The organism is Xanthobacter sp. DMC47 (genome assembly GCF_056313845.1).
In genome coordinates this window covers 36,666-54,941 of record NZ_JBQUZM010000004.1, presented here as the reverse complement: position 1 = coordinate 54,941, position 18,276 = coordinate 36,666, and the positions used below count along the sequence as shown (strand labels likewise).

General features: G+C 68.0%; 16 protein-coding genes and 1 tRNA gene. 13 read left to right on the top strand and 4 right to left on the bottom strand.

Annotated elements, in window-relative coordinates; translation table 11 throughout:
• The first annotated feature begins 119 nt into the window (after positions 1-119).
• From ACT54R_RS12060 to ACT54R_RS12030, 7 genes are all read left to right on the top strand, one after another.
• On the top strand, positions 120-1,283 hold the full coding sequence (locus ACT54R_RS12060; protein WP_476326622.1) for a LacI family DNA-binding transcriptional regulator: 1,164 nt from the start codon (positions 120-122) through the stop codon (positions 1,281-1,283).
• Positions 1,280-1,954 (top strand): amino acid ABC transporter permease, encoded by a 675-nt coding sequence (locus ACT54R_RS12055; protein WP_168456996.1) that lies wholly within the window; start codon positions 1,280-1,282, stop codon positions 1,952-1,954. Before ACT54R_RS12060 ends, ACT54R_RS12055 begins: the two co-directional genes overlap by 4 nt.
• Positions 1,955-1,967: 13 nt before the next feature.
• On the top strand, positions 1,968-2,621 hold the full coding sequence (locus ACT54R_RS12050; protein WP_476326620.1) for an amino acid ABC transporter permease: 654 nt from the start codon (positions 1,968-1,970) through the stop codon (positions 2,619-2,621).
• A gap of 65 nt (positions 2,622-2,686) precedes the next feature.
• A complete protein-coding gene (locus ACT54R_RS12045; RefSeq protein WP_476326618.1) occupies positions 2,687-3,502 on the top strand; it encodes a transporter substrate-binding domain-containing protein in 816 nt (271 codons plus the stop codon).
• 257 nt (positions 3,503-3,759) lie between these two features.
• A complete protein-coding gene (locus ACT54R_RS12040; protein ID WP_168457076.1) occupies positions 3,760-4,488 on the top strand; it encodes an amino acid ABC transporter ATP-binding protein in 729 nt (242 codons plus the stop codon).
• 6 nt (positions 4,489-4,494) lie between these two features.
• Positions 4,495-5,415 (top strand): 2-dehydro-3-deoxygalactonokinase, encoded by a 921-nt coding sequence (locus ACT54R_RS12035; RefSeq protein WP_476326616.1) that lies wholly within the window; start codon positions 4,495-4,497, stop codon positions 5,413-5,415.
• Positions 5,416-5,432: 17 nt separating this feature from the next.
• Complete coding sequence (locus ACT54R_RS12030) at positions 5,433-6,062, top strand: 2-dehydro-3-deoxy-6-phosphogalactonate aldolase (protein WP_476326614.1); 630 nt, start codon at positions 5,433-5,435, stop codon at positions 6,060-6,062.
• Here ACT54R_RS12030 and ACT54R_RS12025 read toward each other — a convergent pair.
• Positions 6,059-6,841 carry an FCD domain-containing protein gene (locus tag ACT54R_RS12025; protein ID WP_476326612.1) on the bottom strand — a complete coding sequence of 261 codons (783 nt, stop codon included), beginning with the start codon at positions 6,839-6,841 and terminating at the stop codon, positions 6,059-6,061. The two genes, ACT54R_RS12030 and ACT54R_RS12025, sit on opposite strands and share 4 nt — an antisense overlap.
• A 169-nt stretch (positions 6,842-7,010) precedes the next feature.
• A complete protein-coding gene (gene lldP, locus ACT54R_RS12020; protein WP_476326610.1) occupies positions 7,011-8,696 on the bottom strand; it encodes an L-lactate permease in 1,686 nt (561 codons plus the stop codon).
• A 304-nt stretch (positions 8,697-9,000) separates the two neighbouring features.
• Here lldP and ACT54R_RS12015 point away from each other — a divergent pair, with 304 nt between their 5' ends.
• From ACT54R_RS12015 to ACT54R_RS12000, 4 genes are all read left to right on the top strand, one after another.
• A complete protein-coding gene (locus ACT54R_RS12015) occupies positions 9,001-9,639 on the top strand; it encodes a DUF4915 domain-containing protein (protein WP_476326608.1) in 639 nt (212 codons plus the stop codon).
• Between the two features lie 830 nt (positions 9,640-10,469).
• Entirely contained in the window at positions 10,470-11,927 is a 1,458-nt protein-coding gene (locus tag ACT54R_RS12010; protein WP_476326606.1) for a hypothetical protein, read from the top strand.
• A complete protein-coding gene (locus tag ACT54R_RS12005) occupies positions 11,905-13,023 on the top strand; it encodes a hypothetical protein (RefSeq protein ID WP_476326604.1) in 1,119 nt (372 codons plus the stop codon). The genes ACT54R_RS12010 and ACT54R_RS12005 overlap by 23 nt, the downstream gene beginning before the upstream one ends.
• Positions 13,005-15,128, top strand: a complete 2,124-nt coding sequence (locus ACT54R_RS12000; protein WP_476326602.1) for an autotransporter outer membrane beta-barrel domain-containing protein — start codon at positions 13,005-13,007, stop codon at positions 15,126-15,128. Before ACT54R_RS12005 ends, ACT54R_RS12000 begins: the two co-directional genes overlap by 19 nt.
• Before the next feature lie 28 nt (positions 15,129-15,156).
• On the opposite strand, the gene ACT54R_RS11995 is transcribed toward ACT54R_RS12000, so the two are convergent.
• Positions 15,157-16,395, bottom strand: a complete 1,239-nt coding sequence (locus ACT54R_RS11995) for an MFS transporter (RefSeq protein WP_476326600.1) — start codon at positions 16,393-16,395, stop codon at positions 15,157-15,159.
• Between the two features lie 69 nt (positions 16,396-16,464).
• Between ACT54R_RS11995 and ACT54R_RS11990 the strand changes: the two genes are divergently transcribed.
• Positions 16,465-16,905: a helix-turn-helix domain-containing protein gene (locus ACT54R_RS11990; RefSeq protein ID WP_476326598.1), complete on the top strand. Its 441-nt coding sequence runs from the start codon at positions 16,465-16,467 to the stop codon at positions 16,903-16,905.
• 37 nt (positions 16,906-16,942) lie between these two features.
• Here the strand turns inward: ACT54R_RS11990 and ACT54R_RS11985 are convergent.
• Positions 16,943-17,032 (bottom strand) — tRNA-Ser (locus ACT54R_RS11985).
• Positions 17,033-17,384: 352 nt separating this feature from the next.
• Here ACT54R_RS11985 and ACT54R_RS11980 point away from each other — a divergent pair.
• Positions 17,385-18,245: a septal ring lytic transglycosylase RlpA family protein gene (locus tag ACT54R_RS11980; protein WP_476326596.1), complete on the top strand. Its 861-nt coding sequence runs from the start codon at positions 17,385-17,387 to the stop codon at positions 18,243-18,245.
• Positions 18,246-18,276: the final 31 nt, after the last annotated feature.

Sequence of the window (18,276 nt, the reverse complement as noted above, 5' to 3'; positions counted from 1 at the left end):
GCGTTGCGGCGCAGCATTTAGATCGATCTAAATTTTCGTTGACCGCACCCCGCACTGTCTCCTAGACAAGGGCCGTCGAGAGGTTCGTTAAGAACCCGTTACCGGCAAGGAGGCTGCGCGTGGAGGGTGCCAAGGGGCCACAGGGCCGCCGCTCGCCGGCCGCCCGCGATGCTGCCGAGCCGGCCGATGTGCCGGACGAGGCGCCGCTCGCCGGTGGCCTCCGGGTGCGGCTGAAGGATGTGGCGGCCCATGCCGGCGTCTCCCGCGCCACGGTCTCCCTGGTCCTGCGCAAGAGCCCGCTGGTGAAGGCGGAGACCCGCACCAAGGTCGAGGAGGCCATGGCCGGCCTCGGCTACGTCTACAATCGCAGCGCCGCCAATTTGCGCTCGGGCGCCTCGCGCACCGTGGGCCTCGTGCTCTGCGAGATCATCACCCCCAACTTCGCCCAGTTCACCGCCGGCATCGACGAGGTGCTGGGCACCGAGGGCTACATGGCCTTCATCGGCAACGCCGCCGAGGATGCCGCCCGCCAGCGCGACGTGCTGGTGCGGATGCAGGAGCACGGCGTCGACGGGCTGGTGGTGGTCGCGTCCGAGAACACCCGCGCCGACGCGCTGGAGGAGGGGGCCTGCGCGCGGATGCCCTGCGTGCTCGCCCAGCGCCGCGTGGAGGGCTTTCCCGCCGATTATGTCGGCCCGGACTACGGCGCCGGCATGGAACTCATCACCGAGCATCTGATTGCCCTCGGGCATCGCAACATCGCCTTCATCGGCGGCGTGCGGCGCATCGCGCCGCTGGCCGAGCGCATGGCCGGCTTCCACCGCGCGCTGCGCCGCCACAAGCTGAAGAGCGGGCCGGTGGTGCCCTGCGCGGTCATCGAGCGCTCCTCCGGCTACGCCGCCGCGCGCGAGCTTCTGGCCAAGGGGGAAATCCCCTCGGCCATCGTCTGCTACAACGACGTGGTGGCCCTGGGCGTCATGCTCGCCCTCGACGAGCGCGGCCTCGTGCCGGGCCGGGACGTGGCCGTTGTGGGCTGCGACGACGTGGACGAGGCGGGCCTGCACCGCCCCGCGCTCACCACCTTCACCACCGATCCCCGCGTGGTCGGGCGCGAGGCCGCGCGGCTGCTGCTGCGCCGCATCGCCCATCCCGACCGCCCGCGGGAAGAGATCATCGTGCCGCCGCGTCTCGTCATCCGCCAGTCGTGCGGAACGGGGAAGGCTGCCGAAGGGGCCGGCCCCGCCCGCCCGCCCGCCACTCGCCCGACAGGAGGCGCAAGATGACCTACGTCTTCCAGTTCGGAGACGTCTTCAACGCCTGGCCCGAGCTGCTGCTCGGCGCGTGGCTGACGATCCGCCTTTCCGGCCTTGCCATGATCCTCGGCCTTCTGGTGGCGGTGATCTGCGCCCTGGGCAAGACACAGGGGCCGCGCCCGATCCGCTGGCTGGTGGATGTGTATGTCGAAGTGATCCGCAACACGCCCTTCCTGGTGCAGATCTTCATCATCTTCTTCGGCCTGCCGCGTGCCGGCGTGCGGCTCGATGCCAACGAGGCGGCGCTCCTCGCCATGGTCATCAACGCCGGCGCCTATTGCACCGAGATCGTGCGCGCGGGCATCGAGACCATCCACCGGGGGCAGATCGAGGCCGGGCTGGCGCTTGGCCTCAAGCGGTTGCAGATCTTCCTTTATGTGGTGCTGTTCCCGGCGCTGAAGGCGATCTACCCGTCCCTCACCAGCCAGTTCATTTTGCTGATGCTGACCTCCTCCGTCGTCTCCGCCATCTCGGCAGAGGAACTGACGGCGGTGGCGAACAACCTGCAATCACAGACCTTCCGCTCGTTCGAGATCTACATCGTGGTGACGGGCATGTATTTCGCCATGTCGCTGATGTTCGCCGGCGCATTCGCGCTCATCTACCGCGCGGTGTTCGCGCGCACCGACGCCGCGCGTTGAGGAGGGGAGCGACATGATCCGCCAGTTCACCTCCGCCGAATTCCTCTTCCTCATCTCCGCCGTGCGCTGGACGCTGCTGCTCTCGGCCATCGCCTTCGCGGGCGGCGCGGCACTGGGCCTGCTGGTCGCCCTCGCACGGACCGCCCCGTGGCAGTGGCTGCGCGCGACGGCGGGAGCCTACATCCTGGTCTTCCAGGGCACGCCGCTCTTGATGCAGCTCTTCCTCGTGTTCTTCGGCGCCACCATGGTGGGCGCCTCGGTGGACCCGCTGGCCGCGGCCGCGCTCGGCCTCACGCTGAACGCCGCCGCCTTCCTCGGCGAGATCTGGCGGGGCTGCATCCAGGCCATCCCGAAGGGCCAGTGGGAGGCCTCCACCGCCCTCGGCCTGCATTACGTGACGCGGATGCGCGAGATCATCCTGCCGCAGGCGGCGAAGATCGCGGTGGCGCCGACGGTGGGCTTCCTGGTGATGCTGGTGAAGAGCACGTCGCTTGCCTCCATCATCGGCTTCGTGGAGCTGACCCGCGCCGGGCAGATCGTGAACAATGCGACCTTCCGGCCGTTCCTCGTGTTCGGCATCGTTGCGGCGATCTACTTCGCCCTGTGCTGGCCGCTCTCGCTCTACGCCCGCCACCTCGAAAAGCGTTTTGGCACCGTGTCCCGGTGACGGTTCAAGGATTGACCCTCAAGACAAAGGCCGCCCCGGAGGCGGCGCAGACGGAGGAAGAGACGATGACTTTCGGCACCATTCTGAAGAGCGCGCGCGGCGCCGTCGCGGCGCTGGGCCTTGCGGCGCTGGCCGCCACCGGCCTCTCCCACGGCGCTTCGGCACAGAGCATCGACGACATCCTGTCGAAGAAGAAGCTCACCGTCGGCATGCTGGTGGACGTGGCCCCCTTCGGCCTGCTCGACACCCAGGGCAAGCCGGAAGGCTATGACGCCGACGTCGCCCGCCTCATGGGCAAGTATCTCGGCGTCGAGGTGGAACTGGTGCCGGTGACCGGGCCGAACCGCATCCCGTACCTGCTCACCAACAAGGTGGACGTGCTCATCGCGGTGTTCGGCATCACCCCCGAGCGCGCCAAGCAGGTGATGTTCTCCATCCCCTATTCTACCATTGAGATCCAGCTGATCGGCCCCAAGAAGACCGAGATCAAGAGCCTCGACCAGACGGTGGGCAAGAAGATCGCCGTGGCCCGCGCCTCCACCCAGGACACCGCGCTGACCGCCGCCGTGCCGAAGGGCGCTACCATCATGCGCTTCGACGACGACGCCACGGCCGTGCAGGCCTTCCTCTCCGGCCAGGTGGACCTGCTCGGCGCCAACAACCTCATCGGCGCCAACATCGCCCAGGCCAACCCGGACATGGGCATCGAGAAGAAGATCACCCTGCGCAGCCAGTACAACGGCATCACCGTGCGCCGCGGCTCCGCCGACTTCCTGCAGTGGATCAACACCTTCCTCTATTTCGTGAAGAACAATGGCGAACTCGACGCCATCAACCAGAAGTGGTTCAAGGAGCCGCTGCCCACCATGCCGACGTTCTGAGCGGCTGACGCCACCGGTTTTCCCGCCGTAACAACCGTCATCCCCCGGCTCGTCCGGGGGATCCACGGGATGGCCGGGCGGCTTGCAGAAGTTCGGCCACCCGACAGGCGGCACCGTGGATGCCCCGGACAAGCCGGGGCATGACAGCACATGTAAGACCGGCGTCCGACGCGGACATCGACAGACACGAGAAGGGCCTAGCCATGCTCACTCCCGCACCCAGCGACAGCACGCCCGCCGGCGACGCGCGCCCGGTCATGATCCGCATGGCGGGCGTCGAGAAATATTACGGCACCTACCACGCCCTGAAGGCTGTAAACCTCGACGTGCGCTCGGGCGAGCGCATCGTGATCTGCGGGCCGTCGGGCTCCGGCAAATCCACGCTCATCCGCTGCATCAACGCGCTGGAGCATCACCAGGGCGGCGAGATCGTGGTGGATGGCACCGAGGTCGGCAAATCCTCGCGCGGGCTCGACAAGGTGCGCGCCGAGGTGGGCATGGTGTTCCAGAGCTTCAACCTGTTCCCCCACCTCACCGTGCTGCAGAATTGCACGCTGGCGCCCCGCAAGGTGCGCGGCCTCGCGCCCAAGGAGGCCGAGGCCATCGCCATGAAATATCTGGAGCGCGTGCGCATTCCCGAGCAGGCGAACAAGTATCCCGGCCAGCTCTCCGGCGGCCAGCAGCAGCGCGTAGCCATCGCCCGTGCCCTGTGCATGACGCCCAAGGTGATGCTGTTCGACGAGCCCACCTCCGCCCTCGACCCCGAGATGGTGAAGGAAGTGCTCGACACCATGATTTCCCTCGCCCAGGACGGCATGACCATGATCTGCGTGACCCACGAGATGGGCTTCGCGCGGCAGGTGGCCGACCGGGTGATCTTCATGGACAAGGGAGAGATCGTGGAGGAGGGGCCCCCCGCCACCTTCTTCGCCAACCCGAAGAGCGAGCGCACACGCACCTTCCTCGGCCAGATCCTGCACCACTGACGCCCCGTGACACCCGCGAAGATGACGCCCGCGCTCATCACCTGTGACTGGGGCACATCCTCGCTCCGCGCCTATCTCATGGCGGCGGACGGCGAGGTGCTCGCCAGCCGGGCGAGCGGGCAGGGCATCATGGCGCTCGGTGGCGCGGGCTTTCCCGAGGTGCTGGCGGCCATCGCCGGCGACTGGGCGCACGAGCATGGCCCGCTGCCGGTTCTGCTCTCCGGCATGGTGGGAAGCCGGCAAGGCTGGGTGGAGGCGCCCTATGCCCGCTGCCCCGCCGGCCTTCCCGATCTTGCCGCAGCCCTCGCGGAGGTGCCGCCCCAGCCCGGCTTCGGCCGCATCGCCATCGTGCCCGGCGTGCTGAAGGACGACGACAAGGCGCCCGACGTGATCCGCGGCGAGGAGGTGGAGGTGCTCGGCGCCCTCGCGCGCCTCGGCCTTGCGGACGGGCTGTTCGTGCTGCCGGGCACCCATTCCAAATGGGTGCGGGTGGAAGCGGGCCGCATTGCCACCTTCGCCACCTACATGACGGGCGAGGTCTTCGCCGCGCTCAAGGGGCACACCATCCTCGGCCGCATGATGGAGGAGGGGGCCTTTTCCGTCGAGGGCTTCCGCCGGGGTGTGGAAGCGGCGGCGGAACTCGAAGGGCCGGGTGCGCTGCTCGGCCGGCTGTTCTCGCTGCGCGCGCTCGGCCTCACCGGGCGGCTCGCAGGCGCCGACAGCGCCGACATGCTCTCCGGCCTTCTCATCGGCGCCGAACTGCGCGACGCCTCGGCCGGCGAACCCTTCACGCTGGTGGCCAACCCGGCGCTCGCGGCGCGCTATGCCGAGGCCGCGACCCTTCTCGGCCTGCCCCACGCCCGCGCGCCGGAAGGCTGCGGCCCGGCCGGACAGCATGCGGTGGCGAAAGCCGCCGGCTTCATCTGATTTCAGGAGTGCGACCGATGCCCACCTTCAAGGACGCCCTTGCCGCCTGCCCCCTCGTCGCCATCCTGCGCGGCCTGAAACCGGAGGAGGCCCTGGACATCGGCGCGGCGCTGGTGGGGGCGGGCTTCACCATCATCGAGGTGCCGCTCAATTCGCCCCAGCCGCTGGACTCCATCCGCATCCTCGCTGACGCCTTCGGCGACCGCGCGTTGATCGGCGCAGGCACGGTGCTGACGCCGGAGGATGTGGACGCGGTGAAGGCGGCGGGTGGCCGGCTCATCGTGATGCCCCATGCGGACCTCACCGTGATCCGTGCCGCCAAGGCCGCCGGCCTCGTCTGCACCCCCGGCGTCGCCACACCCACCGAAGCCTTCGCCGCCCGCGCCGCTGGAGCCGACGCCCTGAAGCTGTTCCCGGCCGAGGGCATCCCGCCCCATCTCGTGAAGGCGTGGCGCGCGGTGCTCACCGACATCCCGCTCCTGCCCGTGGGCGGCATCGACACCACCAACATGGCCGCCTACCGCGCGGCCGGCGCGGAAGGCTTCGGCATCGGCTCGGCTTTGTTCAAGCCGGGCAAGGCGGTGGAAGCCATCGCTGCCGACGCCCACGCGCTGGTGGCGGTGGGGCGTGAGGTCTTCGGCCGCTAAATCCCCGCCGTCCGGCGCAGGGTGTCCGCACGTTCCCGCCGGGCGCGTTCCTCGTCGATGGTGCGGATGGTCTGCTGCACGAAGGCGAGATGATCGTCGGAGGCGCGGCGGGCGGCATCGGCGTCGCCGGCGGCGATGGCGTCCATCAGCGCCTGATGCTGTGCGCACAGCCGCTCATAGGTGCGCGGCACGATGTAGAGCTTGTCGAGGCTTTCGGAGATGCTGCTCTGGAGCAGTCCGAACATGCTCGACATGACCGAGCGCAGCACCGCATTGTGCGAGGCATCGGCGATGGCGAGGTGGAAGGCGGCGTCGGCGCGGGCCTCGGCCACCGCCTCGCCCTTCTCGTGATAGGCCGCAAGCTTGTCGAGGCAGCGCCGGATGGCGTCGAGATCGTCCGGCGTCGCCCGGAGCGCGGCATGATAGGCGGCCTGCCCCTCCAGTCCCCGGCGCACCTCCAGAACGTCCTGGCCGAAGCCGGGATTGCCCGCGACCACCGAGGCAAGCGGATCGGCGATGGTGGACGGGGGCCGGCGCGGCGCGGCCGGCGTGGCGATGATGTTGCCGCCCTTGCGGAGGGTGATCCGCCCCCGCGCGCCGAGGCGCGTCAGCGCTTCGCGCAGGGTGTTGCGCGAGGCTCCCAGCATTTCGGAAAGGGCACGTTCGGAGGGAAGCCGGTCGCCCACGGCAAGGCCGCGGTCCTCGATCAGCGCCTCGATCGCCAGCTCGATCCGGTCGGCCACGCGCTGCGCTGAGGAGGGGGAGGGGGGCGACGCCATGGGTGAGTTGCCTGCCTTGGTCCGATCAGATGACGTGGGGCGCGCCGGACCCGCCGGCTCGCCCCAACGCCACTATGTCTTTCCGGCACACGAACTTCCAGCCCGCGCGTTCATCCCGGACCCAAGGCTTGGGGATGATGGTTGGACCAAACTGTGAGGCGGCTTCGCCTCAGGGGATCATCCACGGCGTCAGGTAGGCCTGAATGGTGGTCATGATGCCGACGATGGCCGCCAGCGCGAGGCTGTGCTTGACGGTGAAGCGGAACAGGTCCGACTCCCGGCCGATGAGGCCCGCCGCCGCGCAGGCGATGGCGATGGACTGGGGCGAGATCATCTTGCCGGTGACGCCGCCGGTGGTGTTGACCGCCACGAGGAGCACGTCGCTCACTCCGATCTGGTGCGCGGTGGTGGCCTGCAGCGAGGCGAACAGCGCGTTGGCCGAGGTGTCTGAGCCGGTCAGGAACACGCCGAGCCAGCCGAGGAAGGGCGAGAAGAAGGTGAAGCTCGGTCCGGTCTCCGACAGCGCGAGGCCGAGTGTGGAGGAGAGGCCCGAGTAGTTGGCGATGAAGGCGAAGGCCAGCACCATGCCGATGGAGTAGATCGGGATCAGCAGGCCCTTGATGGTCGAGAAAAAGGTCGAGACCGCCCGCGAGGGCTTCATGCCGAGGAACACGACCGAGACGATGGCGGCAAGGAAGATCGCCGTGCCCGTGGCCGAGAGCCAGTCGAACTTGTAGTCGGCGGCAAAGGGCTTCGCGCTGGTGACGATGGGCGGCAGCTTCACGACCATGTTGTGCAGGAACGGCACGCTCACATGGGCCACCATGTCGGCCAGGGCACCGCCGGGGGCGAACAGGGCCTTGAAGGGCGGGATGCTCCAGATGGTCACGAATACGGTGAGGATGAGGAACGGCGACCAGGCGCGGACGATCTGGCCGGCAGTGTAGGTCACGCCGGGCTCGATGGCGGCGGGCGCCGGGGCGGCGTCGTGGTCCATCAATCCCGCCTTTTTCGCCTCGGTCTCGAAGCGGAAGATGCGGCGGGGCTGCCAGAAGCGCAGGAACAGCGGCAGGGTGATGAGGGTGGCGAGCGCGGCGGTGATGTCGGGCAACTCCGGGCCGACGAAATTGGCGGTCAGGAACTGCACGGTGGCGAAGGAGCCGCCGGCGACGAGGATCGCGGGCCACGTCTCGCGCACGCCGCGCGTGCCATCCATGATGAGGATGAGCCAGAAGGGCACCAGCACCGAGAGGAAGGGAAGCTGGCGCCCGGCCATCTGGCCGATGTGGAAGGGATCGAGCCCCGTGACCTGCCCGGCGACGATGATCGGGATGCCCATGGCGCCGAAGGCGACCGGCGCGGTGTTGGCGATCAGGCAGAGGCCGGCGGCGTAGAGCGGCTTGAACCCGAGGCCCACGAGCAGCGCGGCGGTGATGGCCACGGGCGCCCCGAAGCCGGCCGCGCCCTCGAGAAACGCGCCGAATGCGAAGCCCACCAGGAGCAATTGCAGGCGCTGGTCTTCCGTCACGGAGAGGATGGAGCGGCGGATGATCTCGAACTGGCCTGTCTCAACGGAAATCTTGTAGAGAAAGACCGCGCCGATGATGATCCAGGCGATCGGCCACAGTCCATAGAAGAAACCGTAGACGCCAGCAGCAAGCGCCATCTGTACCGGCATGCCGTAAAGCAGGATGGCAACGCCGAGCGCAAGAAGAACCGTGATGGTCCCGGCCACATAGCCTTTCAGCTTGAGCCGGGTGAGCGCGACGAAAAAGAAGATGATCGGGATGGCGGCGCCGAGGCTCGACAGCCACATGTTCCCCATCGGGTTATAAATCTGGTTCCAGACCCCCACGTTACCCTCCGATTGTTATTTGGTACTACCAAAAAGTACGCGTTGTTAATTTGGTACTGCCTAATACGGATGTTGATGTCAAACGAAATCGTGCGAGACATTTTGGTCCAACCAAATTAGCTCGCTTCAAGGGGTTCCGGGTAAGGCGGGCGATTCGGCTCCGGCGGGCTCGCGCCCGTGCGGGGGCAGCGCGAGGGGCAGGCTGTGCGCTGCGCCGCTGCGGTCTGGTCTCAGGTGAAAAAAACGGCTTCACTCCCTGGCCCTTGGCCGACCCAGGGTCCGATAGGCAGAGCGAGTCGAAGCGATGGAAGAAGCCCACGCGGTAGCGACAGCCGAGGCGGCAACGCCGGCGCCGTCCCTCGCGGAGGACCAGACCCAGATCACCTGCTCCCGCACCTTCGCCACGTGGCTGCGGCAGCACAGGGTCAGCCTCGCCTTCTCCTCCTACCAGAGCGGGCAGCTCTTCCTGGTCGGCCAGTTCGGCAACGACAACCTCTCGTTCCACCAGCGCAATTTCGTGCGGGCCATGGGCCTCGCTCCGCGCGGTAACGAGCTTTATCTCGCCTCGCTGAACCAGATCTGGCGCTTCGCCAACGTGCTCGGCCCCGATGAGCGGGCGAACGGGCATTTCGATCGCCTTTACGTGCCGCGCACCGCCTTCGTCACCGGCGATGTGGACGCCCACGAGATCGCGGTGGAGGCGAGCGGCCGCATCGTCTTCGTGAACACCAAGTTCAGTTGCCTCGCCACGGTCAGCAGCACGTACTCCTTCAAGCCGGTGTGGAAGCCGAAGTTCATCTCCCGGCTCGCCGCCGAGGATCGTTGCCACCTCAACGGTCTCGCCCTGGAGGACGGGCGGGTGCGCTACGTGACGGCGGCTCCCAGTCCGGCGGCGCCGGCGGCAACGGCGGCACCATCAACATCAACAACACCGGGGCGCTGACCTCGGCCGGGACGGGTGCCGGCATCTCGGCGATTTCGGTGGGCGGCGTCGGCGGCATCGGCGGATACACCTACGGCATCTCCTCCGGCCCGAGCGGCGCCGGCGGCTACGCCAAGATCTACAGCAAGGGCGCCATCACCGTGTCCGGCAATGCGAGCCCAGGCATCTATGTGAAGACATCGGGCGGCAAGGGCGGCACCGGCGGGAATTCCAACGGCGCGAACCTCGTCAATCACGGCGCCATCGTCACCAGCGGCAGCAATTCCTCGGGCATCTCTATCAACAGCATGGGCGGCGCCGTCGGCACGGTCGGCTACACCAGCGATTCCAAGCCCCACGCGGGCGGGAGCGGCGGCAACGGCGGGACTGTCTCGGTCAAGCAGTATGGCAATATCAGCGTCACCGGAAACGGTTCGAGCGGCATCTCCGTGCGCACGACGGGCGGCGTGGGCGGGCAGGGCTCGTACCATTCCATTCATGAGGGCGGGAACGGCGGTACAGGCGGCAACGGCGGCAACATCTCCATCACCACCTCCTCGGGGGTGGCGATCCAGACCAACGGCTCGCGTGCGGCCGGCATTTATGCCAACGCCAATGGCGGCATCGGCGGGCCGGCCGGCTTCGCCTATGGCGAGCTATCGGCGGGCGGCGCGGGCATCTAGGTCTCAGGCGCCTACAGCAACGGCATCGCCATTCTCGCTGCCGGCGGCAATTCCGGCATCGCCATGGAAAGCGCGGAAGGCGACCGCTATGCTGCGGGCAATGGCGGCAACGGCGGCAACGTGGTGATCCACGCCTCGGGCGACATCACCGCAACCGGGGCGGGGGCCATGGGCATCCTCGTCAACAGCTCCGGCGGCTCGGTGAATACCGCGAGCTATTACAGCGTGCTGCACACGGCCGGCAATGCCGGGACCATCACCCTCACCAGCACCGGCAACGTGTCGGTCACGGCGGCCAATGCGGGGCCGGCCATCTATCTGAAGGCCATGGGCGGAAATGCCTGCCTGACCAGCATCTGCGGACCCAACGCGGGCGGCAACGGCACCAGCGTCACGGCCACCATCGGCGGCAGCGTCACCACCACGGCCACCCAGCAGAGCCCGAACCCGCTGCTCGGCACCAAATACGTGGCGCCCGCGATCCTCATCAACGCCAGCGGCGGCAATGCGGGCTACGGCCATCTCTATGGGGGCAGCGGGCAGACCGTCGGCAGCGCCGGCAACGCGGGCAACATTTCCCTCACCCTCCAGCCCCAGTCCGCGGCGGCGCCATCGATCCAGATCAGCAGCGTGGGGCCCTATTCCCCGGCCGTGGCACTCATCGCCAACGGCGGCAGCGGCGGTGGCGGCTTCACCGAAAATGGTGCGGTCATCAACCACTGGAGCGATGCCAGCGGGGGCGGCAACGCCGGGAATGTGAGCTTCACCGCCTATTCGGCTCAGGGCGGCCAGCCCATCATCATCAGCACATCGGGCGATCATTCCGCCGGCATCCTCGCCCAGAGCATCGGCGGGCAGGGCGGATACGGCGGCTACCACAGGGCGGAGAATGGAGCCTTTGGCGTGGGCAATGGCGGCAATGGCGGCGCGGCCGGCATCGTCACCATCAAGACCGATGCCAACATCTCCACGGCAGGCAACTACGCGGTCGGCATCCGGGCGATCTCGTCGGGTGGCAACGGCGGCCAGAGCGGCATCACATCCGGAGATACGTCGGGGAACGGCGGCACCGGACTGACAGCGGGCTTCGCGGTGGAGGGGGTCAGCGGCGGCACGATCAGCCACCAAGGGCGCGTACTCCTCCGGCATCTACGCGACAAGCATCGGCGGTACGGGTGCAAGCGGGGTGGAAAGCAGCCAGGCCGGCAAAGGCGCCCCGAGCGGCCAGGTGAGCGTGCAGAACACCGGCGCGATCGTCACCTCCGGCGACGAGAGCCACGGCATCTTCGCCAGCTCCTTCGGTGGCGGCGGCGGCCTCGGCGGCAGCGTCCGCAGCACGAACGTCGGCGGCTTCAGCGTTCCGGCCGTGACCATCGATCTCGGTGGAAACGGCGGCACCGGCGGCACCATCAGCACCTCCGGCCGCGACTCGGCCGCCATCCGCGCGCTTTCCGTGGGCGGCAACGGCGGCGCCGGCGGGCAGTCCAACAGCAGCACCTATTCGGCCGGTTTCGGCCCGGACCAGCCGCAGGTCAATTTCACCATCAGCATCGCCGGAAACGGCGGGGGCGGCGGTGGCGGCGTGGCGGCGGCGGGCAAGGCCGTGTCGAGCGCAGGCTTCAGTGAGCAGCTGACCCTGGGCGGCAAAGGCGGCACCGGCGGCAACGGCGGGACCATCAGCGTCACCAACAGCACCACCGCCACCATCCAGACCTCGGCGGACGGCGCTCACGGCATCGTCGCCACCTCGGTGGGCGGCGGCGGCAACGCCGGCACATCGACGGCCGACCTGGACAACAGCGCCGTCGAAGCCGGCCTCGATGGCCTGTCCACCGCAACGCTCACCGCGATGCTCAACAGCCTGAAGGAAGACAAGGACAAGGACACCTGGATCCCGACGGTCAATCTCCAGCTCTCGCTCGGCGGCAGCGGCGGCGCGGGGGGCAATGGCGGGCAGGTGACCGTGACCAATTCCGGCACCATCATCACCGGTGCCGCGGGCGGCAGCGGTGGCGATGTCGCTTTCGGCATCCTCGCCCAGTCCATCGGCGGCGGCGGGGGCACGGGCGGCGCGGCGACCTCCTACGGATCGCAACTGCTCAACGCCACCATCACCATGGGCGGCAGCGGCGGCGCGGCCGGCTCGGGCGGGACCGTCATCGTCACCAATTCCGGCACCATCACCACCAGCGGCGACAGCGCGTTCGGCATCCTTGCCCGGTCCATCGGCGGCGGCGGCGGCGTCAGCGGGCTCGGCTCCGATCTTTCCCCCACGCTGCTCGGCCCGGCCGTCAGCCTCGGCGGCGAGACCGCCAGCGGCGCCAATTCCGGCGGCGGCGCGGTGACCGTGACCGCCGGGCAGATCACCACCCACGGCAATGAAGCCCACGGCGTGCTGGCCCAGTCCATCGGCGGCGGCAGCGGCTTCGCCACCGACGGCTCCGGCCTCGACGTGAATACGCTGACGGTGAAGGGCAGCCTCGGCAATTCCTCCTCCGGCAATCTGGTGAAGACCGGCGGCAGCGTTACCGTCACCTTTGAAGCGGGTAGCAGCATCGCCACCACCGGCAACGGGGCGACCGCGGTCGTGGCCCAGTCCATCGGCGGCGGCGGCGGCTACACCGGCGCGCTCGATGCCACCTCCGGCATGACCTACGCCAATTTTCTGACCCCCGCGAAGGCGGCGTCGAGGTCAATGCGAATATGCCCGGCGGCGACGTGACCATCGTCTCCAACGGCGTGTCCTCCATCACCACCACCGGAACCAACGCCCATGGCATCGTCGCCCAGAGCCTCAGCGGCGGCAGCGGCCTCGTGGGCAATTCCGGCGGCCTCATCATCCCGACCGGATCGACCACGGATTCCCGCGTCACGGGCGTCAGCGGCCCCCTCTCCCCCGGCGACATCTCCATCAACTATCTCGGCACGATCAGCACGAGCGGCGCCAATTCCATCGCGATCTTCGCGCAGAGCGGCATCCAGTCCACCTCGGGCCTGATCGACACCAACCAGGCGGCGGCGACCTCCGGCAGCATCTCCGTCAACATCCAGGACAATTCCAAGATCACCGGCGGCAGCGGGAGCGGCGCCGCCATCGTGCTGGACGGCCTCGCGACCAACTCGGTTACCGTGGGCGCCGGCGCGACGGTGAGCGCGGCGTCGGGCCTTGCGATCTCCTCGCCGTGGGGCACCAACACCGTCACCAACAACGGCACGATCATCGGCGACGTGATCCTGTCGAACGGCACCGGGCCGGGCGCCACCTTCCTCAACCAGAACGGCGCGACCTACGTCACCAACGCGAACAGCACCGTCGATCTCGGCACGTCGGGCACCTTCAACAACCAGGGCACCATCGTCGTTGCCGGCGCGGGGACCTTCGGCAGCACGACGCTGACCGGCACCCTGTTCCAGGCCGGCGGCACCATCAGCGTCGACGTGGGCGGGGCCAGCTCCAGCGACGTGTTCAACGTCGGCACCGTTTCCAAGGCCTCGGGCAATGTCGGCGTGAGCGTCGTCGGCTCGCTCGATCCCAACGGCCAGTACACCGTGATGACGGTGTGCGGAAACAATCCGGCGAACTGCAACGGCTCGCTGGAGATGCCCGCCATCCTCTCGCAGATGGCGGTGACCAGCAGTTCCAACAGCGGCATCAACGTCGCCTGGAACACGAGCGCCTCCACCGACACTGCGCTCATCATCGCGCCGGAGGTGACGTTCGCGCCGGCGGGGGTGCAGCTCAACGCCAACCAGAAGGCCTACGCCCAGCACCTGCAGGCGAGCTGGAACGCCGGCGGGTCCGATGGCCTCAACCCGGTCTATGCGGACCTCATCAACCTGCCGAGCCTCGGCGCCTACCAGCGCGCGCTGGGCACCGCCATGCCCGCCATCCTCGCCGCCGGTCCCGCCGCGGCGGTGGGCACATCGCGCTCGGCCCTCGGCTCGGTGCTGAGCTGCCCGGAGTTTCAGGGCTCCGGCACGCTGGTGCAGCAGGGGGACTGCATGTGGGCCCGCGTCGACGCGGGCTACACCTCCTTCACGCCGGGCGACTACGCCGGATTCAACGTCACCCAGACCGCCTATTGCCTGGGCGCGCAGAAGGAGGTGGCGGCGGGGTGGTTCGTCGGCCTCGCCGCCTCCTACGGTCTCGATTATTTCACCAATGGATTCGGCTACTCCTCCACCCAGGGGCAGGAGGTGGGCCTCTCCGCCTCGCTCAAGCGCGAGATGGGGCCGTGGCTGTTCTCCGCCGCCGCCCATCTCGGCTACGGCTGGTATGACGCGAGCCGCCAGTCCGTCATCGGTACCGCGACCTATCTCTCGGACTCGAACTACGAGAGCTACACCGCCGCCGGTTGTCTGAGGGCCGAATACAGCATTCCGTTCCAGAACTGGTACCTGAAGCCCTATGGCCAGATGGACCTGATCTATACGTCCGTGCCGGGCTTCAACGAGGGCGGGCAACTCAGCCCCTACGATCTCGCGGTGGCCCAGAACGACAATTTCACCATCGCTCTCGGGCCGCATCTGGAAGTCGGCGCGCGCTACGACCTACCGGACGGCTCGGTTCTGCGTCCCTACGGCACCATCGGCGCCACCTGGTACTCCAACAACACCCGGGACGTGACCGCCGCTCTGCTGAACGCCCCACTGGGCACCGGCAATTTCAGCACGGTCGTGGCCCTGCCGAACTGGCTCGCCGACGTGACCCTCGGCCTCCAGTGGTCCTCGAAGGACAGGATCGACCTGCGCGTCAGCTACGAAGGCGTCGTCGGCAACGACTTCACCTCCCACGCCGGGTCGCTGCGCTTCTCGGTACGGTTCTGAGGGGCAACCCATCGCTGGAAGCGGGCGATCAAAGCAGGCGGTGTGATGGCGCAAGGCGTCCAAAGACGATGCCGAGCGCGGTCAGCATCATTCCTCCGGCCAGAAGGAAGGTCAGCCGCATTCCGGCGGCGATGTCCAAGGCCGTCGCCCCAGTGAACCGTCCGGTTCCCGCGCCGAAGGCAAAGACGGCGCCCATGAATGATGCACCCGCGATAAGCCCGATATTGCGCGACAGGTTCAGCGCACCGGACGCCATTCCGCGCTGATCCTGCGCCACATGGGCCAGCGTGGCTGTATTGTTGGCGGCCTGAAAGAGTTGGTAGCCCGGCGTCAGCACGGCGATGGCGAGCAGATAGCCGACGACGCCTATCGTGTCCGGCAAAAATGCGAGCAGAAGCGCGCCGGCCGTCAACAGCATCAACCCGATGGCGAGCACGCAGCCACTTCCCCAGCCATCGACGAGCCGGCCGCTCGGAATCCCGCTGAAGATCGAAATCACCGGTCCGACCGCCATCACGAGGCCCACATCCATCGCCTCCAGACCGAGACCAAGGCTGAGATAGAAGGGGCCGACCACCAGCGTCGCCATCATGACGGCGGCTACCATCACGTTGAGCGCGAGATTGGCCGCGAGGTGCGAAGATTTGTTTGGCCACAAACGCAGCGATGGCGCCTTTGCCCGCGGCTGTTCGCCGGGCAGCGTGACAACGGCGAGGACAAGGGCTGGCACCGCCAGCGGGACTTGAATCCAGAAGATGCCGCGCCATCCCGTCATGGGAATGAGCAGGCCCCCGAGCGAAGGGCCGAGCGCCGTCCCGAGCGCCGATGCCGTGCCAAGCAGGCCCATGGCCCGCCCGACCCGCGCCTCGCCGGCCGACTGACGCATCATCGCCATGGTGAGCGTCATGAGGAAAGCCGCGCCGATGCCCTGCAGGGCCCGCGCGCCGACCAGGAGCCAGAGGTTCGGCGCAACCGCGCACAGCAGCAAGGCCGTTGAAAAGACCGCCAGACCGACGATGAGCATCGGCTTCAGTCCGTAGGCGTCACCGAGCCGGCCCGCGACGAGGACGGTAACCGTCAGGCCGGCGAGATAGGCGACGACGACCGTCTGGACCTGTGCGAACGGTGCCGAGAATGCGGCGCTGAGCGCGGGTAGGGCGATGTTGGCGATACTGGTGCCAAGCGAGGCCAGCAGCATGGCCATCGCCAATGTCATCGCAACGGGGAACCTCATCTTGCGGGATGTGCCCGGTTCCGCCTGTTTCATGCTCTTGCCCTCTTGCCTGAATTTCGAGTCAGGGGCAGGCTGCCACTTCAAGCTGACTTGAGGTCAAGCATGAAGTTTCTCGATATCGGTGAGGTCGCGGCGCAAAGCGGATTCAAGCCTTCGGCGCTCCGCTATTACGAGGAGGCCGGGCTGATCTCCTCGGCCTCCCGGCACGGCTTGCGTCGGCAGTTCCCGCCGGAGGTGCTGTTGCAGCTCAGGCTCATTTCCATGGGCAAGTCTGCAGGATTCTCGCTGGAAGAAATCGCCGCAATGTTTGGCCGGAACGGCATGCCGGACCTGCCGCGCGACCTGCTTCACCAGAAGGCCGATGAAATCGACCGGCAGATCCACGAACTGACCGCGTTGCGCGACACCCTTCGCCACGTCGCCGACTGCCGGGCGCCGTCGCATATGGAATGCCCGACGTTCCGGCGGCTGGTGGATGTGGCGGGAAGGCGCGGGAAAATGCACCCGACCACGGCGCGGAGAAAACGAGGACCCGGGACGTAAGGCCAGGGCGGCCGAGCGATATTCCGCTTCAACGCACTGGCGGAAGGGGTGGGATTCGAACCCACGGTGGGCTTGCACCCACGGCGGTTTTCAAGACCGCTGCCTTAAACCACTCGGCCACCCTTCCGGGCTCCGCCTCGGGGGCGGGGCTGTATGAGGACCCCATCTAGAGCAGGTGCGCGGGCGCGTCGAGGGGGCTGGCGCGGAAGGTAGGGCATGAGATCGGGAGCGCACCGATGGGGGTGTGTCGACGAGTGGTAATGGTATTCAGGTGGGCGGCAATATTGCCGTTTGTTAACCATGGCCGCAGCTACGCCCCATTTTTGCCGTCATTGGACCCCCTGTTGGCGGAATCTGCCGGGGTCCATGCCGATCACGGCGTGTGCGTTCTGTCTCTGCCGGCGGCAGCAAAAGCGGGGAACCGGGCACGGATGATGACGGGATCGGCGAGGACGCAGCGGAACAGGATCGGTCACCTCGTGCGCGCCGTCACCGGCGCCGGGGCAGCGCCATCCATCCGGGGCGTGCGGACCGTGGCGGTTCTCTCCTCCCTGATCGCCATCGCCGGGTGCGGCTCGGTCGAATCCCTCGGCAGCAAGATCGATCCCATCTGGGGCGTCTCCACGAGCCCGCGCGTGGTTGCGGAGGGCGATCCGGTGCCCCGTGGCGGCGGCAGCTACAAGGTGGGCAAGCCCTACACCATCGGCGGACGCACCTACGTGCCGGCCGAGAACCCCAATTACATGGCCGAGGGCACGGCCTCCTGGTACGGCAAGGATTTCCACGGCCGCAAGACCGCCAATGGCGAGATCTTCGACATGGGCTCCATCTCCGCCGCCCACAAGACGCTGCCCATGCCGTCCTATGTACGCGTCACGAACCTGTCCAACGACCGCTCCATCGTGGTGCGGATCAACAATCGCGGGCCCTACGTGGGCGACCGCCTGATCGACGTCTCCTACAAGACCGCCGAGCTGCTCGGCTTCGCCCAGAAGGGCATGACCAAGGTGCGCGTCCAGTATCTCGGGCGGGCGCCGCTGGACGATGACGACGACATCAAGCTCGCCTCCACCCTGCGCACGGACGGCACCCCGGCCGACCTGATCGAAGGCTCGCCGGTGCGCGTCGCCTCGGCCAAGCCCTTCGTGCCGGAAGGTCCGCCCATGCGGCGCGTCGCCGCCTCCGCTCCGCCGTCGGACGAGGCGCCGGTGCCGCCGCCGCGGCCGTATGATCTCGGCCAGACGGGCGGTTCGGGCCAGGTGGTGGCCAGCGCCGGCTGGTCGCAGGGCGCCGCGCCCGTATCCGGCCTCGGCTTCGCCGGGGTTCCTGGAGAACGCTGAGTTACCGGGCGCTGAGTCCCCGATGGTCGAG